This is a genomic window from Vibrio genomosp. F10 str. 9ZD137 (genome assembly GCF_049974785.1).
Lineage (GTDB): Bacteria > Pseudomonadota > Gammaproteobacteria > Enterobacterales > Vibrionaceae > Vibrio.
Window position 1 is genome coordinate 1 of record NZ_JBNGCJ010000391.1, and the last position, 6,778, is coordinate 6,778.

The 6,778-nt window shown below is 43.8% G+C and carries 5 protein-coding genes; all 5 read right to left on the minus strand.

The genetic code is table 11. From position 1 onward, the window contains the following. A partial coding sequence (locus ACP45E_RS08775; protein ID WP_141707265.1) for an SPOR domain-containing protein occupies window positions 1-492 on the minus strand: 492 nt, incomplete at its 3' end. A 139-nt stretch (window positions 493-631) separates the two neighbouring features. Next, the gene (locus ACP45E_RS08780) at window positions 632-1,570 is read right to left on the minus strand and encodes an ABC transporter permease (protein WP_017033153.1); all 939 of its coding nucleotides are present in this window, start codon (window positions 1,568-1,570) and stop codon (window positions 632-634) included. Window positions 1,571-1,572: 2 nt separating this feature from the next. After that, window positions 1,573-2,550 carry an ABC transporter permease gene (locus ACP45E_RS08785; protein ID WP_017033152.1) on the minus strand — a complete coding sequence of 326 codons (978 nt, stop codon included), beginning with the start codon at window positions 2,548-2,550 and terminating at the stop codon, window positions 1,573-1,575. 159 nt (window positions 2,551-2,709) lie between these two features. After that, entirely contained in the window at window positions 2,710-4,263 is a 1,554-nt protein-coding gene (locus tag ACP45E_RS08790; RefSeq protein ID WP_017033151.1) for an ABC transporter substrate-binding protein, read from the minus strand. Between the two features lie 148 nt (window positions 4,264-4,411). Then, window positions 4,412-6,127 carry a dipeptide ABC transporter ATP-binding protein gene (locus tag ACP45E_RS08795; RefSeq protein ID WP_017033150.1) on the minus strand — a complete coding sequence of 572 codons (1,716 nt, stop codon included), beginning with the start codon at window positions 6,125-6,127 and terminating at the stop codon, window positions 4,412-4,414. Between the last annotated feature and the right edge of the window lie 651 nt (window positions 6,128-6,778).

Genomic DNA, 6,778 nt, shown 5'->3' on the forward strand with positions numbered 1-6,778 from the left:
TGCAGGGTTTGTTTGTGTGTCTTTACTTGGCTTGGTGTTACTTGCTTGCTTAGATTTAGTCACCTCGCGAATAAACGCTTCTTTGTACTCAGGCTCCGTCTTCACTTTCGCAAGCTCTGTCCGCGCGTTTGAAAAGTCATCATAAGGCCCGATAAGACAGCGATATCCTTTATCTTCAGGCTTTGACCAAACATCGGTTGAGATATGTTGATAAATACTTTTGGCTTTCGCTAATGAAAGAGGTTTTGATAGCACACCACACTGAATCCAATAACTCGATTGAGCTCCTTTCGGTTTTTGATTGCCCCATAACCCTTTTCCGATAGGGCAGCTCTTATCCAAAACAGGTAGTTCATTCGTCGAGGCTTGCGTCGCATCACATAAAAATTCTTCCGCCGACACAGAATGCGATACCAATGGAAACGCCATGACGGCCATGCTTAGGAGTTTCAATCCGAGCATTCTAGGTTTGATTACTAACGTCGTATCCATACTTCTATTAACCTTAAATCGTCGTGCCTTGATTGGCTCGTTGGGGCTGGAATAGCTTAAATTGAATGCAAAAAAAGAGCCGTAATATCTTACGGCTCTAGTTTAGTTAGATTTTCGGAAAAAAATCAATCGTCTCTGATCACCCTTTGTAGATTTTAGGGTTGAATACATCACGTAACCAGTCACCCAATAGGTTAATCACCAAAACAAGCGTAATAAGGACCAAACCAGGGAAAGCTGTAATCCACCAAGCACCCGAGAAGATGTAGTTAAAACCGATACTGATTAATGCACCGAGTGACGGCTGATCAACAGGAAGGCCAAGCCCTAGGAACGACAGCGCCGCCTCAGACATAATGGCATTCGCTATTTGAACCGTTGATATAACTAAAATCGGCGATAAACAGTTCGGTAAGATATGACGGAACATGATGCGTGGCGCTTTAAAGCCCATCACGCGTGCTGCTTCGACATACTCTTTCTTCTTTTCCGCTAATACTGATGCACGAATGGTTCGGGCATATTGTGGCCACTCAGCCACACCGATAATCACCACTAGCATCACTACCGCATATTGACTATAGAAGTCACTACCAAAGCTTGCTTTGAAAATCGCGGATACAATGATGGCAACCATCATGGTTGAAAAAGAGAGCTGAACATCAGCAAAACGCATCAAAAAGTTATCAATACGGCCACCAAAGTAACCCGCTGACAAACCAATAATGATACCTAACGTCAGTTGTAAGCCCACGGCTAAAAAGCCAATGGTCAACGATAGACGTGAACCGTATAGGATGGTCGATAAAATATCACGGCCTTGCTCATCGGTTCCCAATGCAAAACGCTCATCCCCATCTTCCATCCAAGAAGGTGGAAGCTCTGAATCCATAATGTCGATGGAAGAGAGATCATAAGGATCGGTAGGCGATAGAATTGGTGCGGCCAACGCAAGCACCAAGAACACCATAAAGATACTAAAGCTCGTCATGGCAACTTTGTCACGCAAGAAATAGTAAACAATGTCTGAATTTTTAAAACGCTCCCAACGACTCGGAGCTGCGGCTACTTCATTCATCTTTAAGACCCCTTGCCCGTTAAGTTTACAGTTGGGTTAATCACGCCATAGAGCAAGTCTACGATTGTATTAGTCACAACAAATATTAGCCCAACGAAAATAACGTAAGCGGTAATAAGTGGTGTATCAACACGGTTGATGGCTTCTAAGAATAAAAAGCCTGTGCCTGGCCATTGGAATACGGTTTCAGTCAAAATGGTGTAAGCCACCATAGTACCGATTTGAACACCACCCACGGTCAATACCGGTAACATGGTGTTTTTCAACGCGTGCTGGTAGTAAATTTTATTTAGGGCTAAGCCTTTAGCTTTACCAAACTTAATGTATTCAGAGCTCAGTACTTCAAGCATTTCAGAGCGAACTAATCGAATGAACAATGGCAACATGATCGATGCTAGAGAAACGCATGGCAGTACTAAATGGCGAAGGCCATCAACAGTAAAGAAACCCGATTCCCAACCCAGGACATTCGCGGTTTCGCCTCGCCCGTAAGAAGGTAACCAACCAAGTTCAATCGAAAATACATACATCAACATGATCGCAGTAAGGAAAACAGGAACGGATATACCAATACTACTGAATGCCATGACCGCTTTAGTAAACACACTTTTCGGGTGAATGGCGGAATACACACCCAAAGGAATAGAGCAAAAGACAATGATTAGAGACGCACCAAAGACGAGCTCTAATGTGGCAACCAACTTGTCTAAAATGACATCAACCGCTGGTCGCTTGAAGAAGTAAGATGTACCTAAGTCACCTTGTAAGGCGGCGCTAATAAAGCGCGTGTATTTTGTAATGAAGGGATCATTCAGACCTAGCTCGTCGCGCATAACTTGACGCTCAGCTTCGGAAACCGACTGCCCAACAAGTTCGCGTAACGGATCACCCAAATTATCTTGGATGGCAAACGCCACTAAACTGATCACAAACATCACTATCAGTGCCTGAAACAGGCGCTTGACCAGAAACGTAAACATCCCTTGCCCCTTTAATAACTTTCCATGACTTTCAAAAAATGAAAGATTTCAGCCTGAAAAATGGCACCTAACTCGACTGAAACAAAGTTAAGCACCCAAATAATAATCAGCGCCCAACCAGTGTCTTTATCGACACAGATTGGGTGCTGACATCTTCAATTACTTAACAACTAGGTCGCCAAAGTAAGGGAAGTTCATGCCATTGATGATAGGACCAATTTCTACATTTTTCTGAGCAGCCCATGACGGATCTTGCCAGTGTAGAGGAACGAACGCTGCTTCGTTGTACAATATTTCTTCCACTTTCTTCAGCATAACGCCACGTTTTGCTAAATCAGTTTCTTTGTTTGAAGCTTCTACCAATGCATCAACTTCTGCATTTGAGTAATGACCACAGTTATACTGGCCTTTACCTGTATCAGCGTTACGCGTCATTGCCAAGAATTCAGTAAAGTTACCTGAATCTTCTGTATCTGGGTGCCAGCCGATCATCATCATGTCTGCTGCACACTTATCAAACTCAGGCCAGTATTGCGCTTTAGGCATGGTTTTCAAATCAACTTTGATGCCGATTTTAGACAGCATTGCCGCTGTTGCTTGAGCAATCTTGTCATCGTTCACGTAACGGTTGTTTGGTGCCATCATTGATAATGAGAAACCATTTTCGTAACCCGCTTCTTTCATCAGAGCTTTGGCTTTCTTAAGGTCGTAACGAGGCACTAGTGCTTCATTGTGGCCTGAGAAACCAACAGGGCTTTGCTGACCAGCAGCCGTCGCAGCGCCTTTCATGACTTTCTTAGCGATACCTTCATTGTTAGTCGCATACACAATCGCTTGACGAACACGAACGTCTTTCAATGCAGGGTTGCTGTTCTGGTTCATTTGGAATGTGATAACACGCGTACCAGGCATAGTGAACAGTTCAACGTTATCCGCATCTTGAATACGCTTGTAATCATTTGGCGCAACAGGAGCAATCATATCAACACCGCCCGACAATAAAGCAGCAACACGCGTCGCGTCTTCTTTGATAGGAACAAGTTTAATGTTATCTACGTTACCTGGAGATTGTGTATCCCAGTAGCCGTCAAAGCGTTCAAATTCAACTTGTACGCCTTGCTCACGTGTTTTTACAACAAATGGGCCAGTACCAGAAAGGTTAGTCGATGCAAATGAACTGCCGTGCTTCACAAGCTCAGCTTTGTCTTTACCGTCAGCTGTCGTACCCGTGTAGAACTTGCTGTCCATTGGGAAGATGTAAGTTGCAACGTTTTCAATCAGAGGGTAGGTACCATCTGTTTTCACTTCAACAGTGAAATCATCTACTTTTGTCACCGATAAAAGCGGTGCAAAGATACCTTTAAAGTCTGGAGAAGCTTTAAGGCGTTGGAATGTCCAAACTACGTCATCAGCCGTCAGATCGTTACCCGAGTGAAATTTCACACCTTTACGAAGGTTAAAGCGCATGGTTTCGTTATCAACACGATCCCAAGACTCAGCCAAACGTGGCTCAAATTCCATATTTTGGTTAAAGCGTACTAGTGGATCAAACACCATGTGAGACAGTTGCATTGTGCCGCCAGACAGTTGCTCTTGCGGATCCAATGATACTGGATCGGCGTCATACGCAACTGTAATATCTGCAGCCATAGCGCTAAGGCTAAGACCAGCAGCCATCATTGCGACGACTAGTTTGCTTTTCATGGTTTTCATTGCATAACTCCTTATGCGGGAATCACATTCCCTGTTGTTGTGTTTGCATCTGCTATTTGTGTCCAAGTGAGCTTGTTATGTTCAAACAAACTTGGTTCTTCGATACCAATGAGTGATGTGTATCCACTCATAAGGCATTCGAAACGACTTATGCCGTTTTAGCGTCTTCTCTTAAACCTGTAAATTCAGGCATTAAGGAAATGAGGTGCTTACTGTATTCATGCTGAGGGCTGTTAAACAGCTGCTCTGTTGGTGCCACTTCTAATAATTTACCCATTTGCATCACACCAACGCGATCACACATCTGGCGAATTACCGGTAAATCATGGCTGATAAACAGCATGGTGAGATTTAACTCATCTTGCAGGTCTTTCAGCAGGTTTAGAATTTGAGCTTGAACGGACACATCCAATGCAGAAGTGGGTTCATCACAAATAAGTAAACGAGGACGAGTCGCCAGTGCACGAGCGATAGAAATACGCTGACGCTGACCGCCCGAAAATTCATGTGGGTACTTCACACCCGCCATCTGGCCTAAACCAACATGATCGAGGAGATCATGAACAATCTGACGAGTTTCGGCTTCGTTACGAGTCAATTTATGGAAACGAATAGGCTCTGCAATGATGTCAAACACTCTCATACGTGGGTTCATTGAGGTGTATGGGTTTTGGAACACCATCTGCATTTGACGACGAAGAGGACGACGCTCTTTCTCAGATTTCAGCGCGGTTAAGTCTATGCCTTCAAACGATACCTTGCCTGAATTTGGTGCGTATAGACCGGCAATAACACGTGCAATTGTCGACTTACCTGAACCAGACTCGCCCACCAATCCAAAGGTTTCACCCTCTATAACATCAAAGCTCACGTTGTTTGATGCCTGTACAAACTCACGACGACTTTCAAATAACGAATCTTTCGTCACAAAGCGTAAGTTAACGTTTTCAACGCTCAATAAGGAGCCCGTGTAGTCACGGTGATCCTGGCTTTGACCCAACCAGTGGTTTTTCACATCAAGCGGCGCCATTTCATGGGCTTCTTCGATGTAACTGACCAGTGGGAAGCGATCGAGCTTTCTATCCGAACGAGGAACTGCAGAAATAAGGCTTCGCGTATACGAGTGATCAGGATTACCCAGCACTTTATCCGTTGGCCCAAACTCAACCAAGTCCCCACGGTACATAACCGCAACACGATCCGTCACGTTAGAAACCACGCCCATGTCGTGTGTTACCAACATACAGCCTACATTTTTCTCAATACAAAGATCGCGAATAAGAGTGAGAATCTGATCTTGGATGGAAACATCCAGTGCCGTTGTCGGCTCATCGGCAATGATTAAATCCGGCTCACCCGCTAAAGCGATCGCAATCACCACTCGCTGACGCATACCACCAGAGAACTGGTGAGGATATTGCTTCAAGCGGTTTTCTGGCTGCGGAATACCCACTTGATTCATAAGAGACAAAGCACGTCGATACGCTTCTTCATCTGTTACTTTCATATTGGCATGAATGGTTTCGGTTAGCTGATGCTCAACCGTAAACAAAGGATTGAGTGAGGTCATAGGATCTTGGAAGATAAAACCAATCTTCGACCCGCGAACTTTTCGCATCTCCTCGGGAGTCAGGCCTGAAACCTTTTCTCCATCTAAAAACACCTCTCCATCAGCGATCAAGCCTGGAGGGCTAAGCAGATCAATAACGGCATTACCTACGGTTGATTTACCGGCTCCAGATTCACCAACAACACCCACAATCTCGCCTCGCTCAATACTGAACGAAAGTGATTTAACCGCAGCGTGCACCCCATGACGAGATGGGTACTCAATACGAAGGTTTTTAACTTCTAATAGCGACATTTATCAGACCTCTACTGCTTTGACAGTTTTCTGCCCTGTCTGATACCAGTATTACGCGCAAACATACTGATACAAATTGAATCCATTCTTGTCAGTATATTATTCTGACAATTAACAAGGGCATCAATTTGGCAAAAAACTCACAGAAAAGCAACAAATAGAGGATAAAAAGTCGATACTGTGCAGATAAGAAGCAATGTGTGTAGATAGTTATGCGGATAAACTGCATTTAATATTGGTAATACCAATTTAGTGCATACCGCACCAGCACTGAACATATCAGCACTATACGCTAAAAGCTCATCTCAAATCCGCAGATCATAAAAACACGACACTGAATAATTCACCAAGAATAATATACGATTTAGAATTAACAAAACAGAAACATCAACCACCATAGGCAGTCAAGGCAGGTAAAAAAACCAGATAAGAGTCACATTAAAAAATAACAAACCAACTTAGGTGAGGGTGATAAGTAAGTAGACCCTCCTTGTTTAAGGAACAATATAGGTTAGTTAACATGGCCATTTATGATGTGATTAACGTCAAAAACAGAGATATATTCAGAAGAAAATAGGCGCGTAAAAATACCAAGTTGGAAAGGAAGAAGACCTCGTCATTTCTGATCAGCCTTTCTGTACTCGCCGGTGA

Bases quoted from the DNA above. Each gene is read 5' to 3' on its own strand.
- ACP45E_RS08780 (WP_017033153.1), bottom strand. From the start codon at position 1,570: ATGAATGAAGTAGCCGCAGCTCCGAGTCGTTGGGAGCGTTTTAAAAAT.
- ACP45E_RS08785 (WP_017033152.1), bottom strand. From the start codon at position 2,550: ATGTTTACGTTTCTGGTCAAGCGCCTGTTTCAGGCACTGATAGTGATG.
- ACP45E_RS08790 (WP_017033151.1), bottom strand. From the start codon at position 4,263: ATGAAAACCATGAAAAGCAAACTAGTCGTCGCAATGATGGCTGCTGGT.
- ACP45E_RS08795 (WP_017033150.1), bottom strand. From the start codon at position 6,127: ATGTCGCTATTAGAAGTTAAAAACCTTCGTATTGAGTACCCATCTCGT.